At 59.2% G+C, this 637-nt stretch carries 1 protein-coding gene; it reads right to left on the bottom strand.

Translation table 11 applies throughout. The features are described 5' to 3' along the window. On the bottom strand, nucleotides 1-549 hold a 549-nt coding region (locus tag ASD32_RS30150; RefSeq protein WP_210171118.1), incomplete at its 3' end, for a hypothetical protein. Nucleotides 550-637 lie beyond the last annotated feature (88 nt).

The raw sequence follows: 637 nt of genomic DNA, 5'->3' as shown, positions 1-637 counted from the left end.
AGAACTTTCGGTTGCTGTCACGCGGCTGCTGAGAGTTTCAACCGCGGTCGTTTCCGCCTTTCCGGGTAACGCCGCCTGAACCAGCGTCAAGGCCTGAGCCACGATCTCAAGAGAGCTTTGGTTGCTTTCGATCCTGGTGGTAAGCGACTGCTCTGCCCTCGTCGTCGCTTCCAGTCCTTTCTGATCACCGAGGAAATTGGAAAAGTCCTGATCAAGCATTTCGGACGCCAACGGAAACAGGCTGTTGCGAACCGCTGTGACAGCTTCACTCTGGCTGACGACGCCGCTGCCGATCGCCAAGACTTCGGCCGTCAACTGGCTGAGTGCGTCCGCACTGGCCTTGCCATCAACGTCAGCTTCAAGTGCAGTCAGCGCCTGCGCTTGCGCGGCAACCCCATCCTCCAGATTGGTGACGTTGGTTTCCAACGCTGAGACGCCGGAGGCGAGCGAGGTGATATCGCCCTGCGCATCGACCAACGATGACTGAAGCCCGGTGATTTCAAGCGCGTTGGCCGCATCGCCAGAGGCACGTGCCTGCTGTTCGAACAACAATTCCGACCGGGAAGCACCCGGCGACGGAGAGCCAATCGCGATCCAGTCGATGATGAAATAATCGGTTGCCGTCTGCGCTGCCGAG

The sequence above is a fragment of the Rhizobium sp. Root483D2 genome, from assembly GCF_001426685.1.
GTDB lineage: Bacteria > Pseudomonadota > Alphaproteobacteria > Rhizobiales > Rhizobiaceae > Pararhizobium > Pararhizobium qamdonense.
The sequence above is the reverse complement of the archived record's forward strand: the minus strand, read 5'-3'. Positions and strand labels throughout refer to the sequence as shown.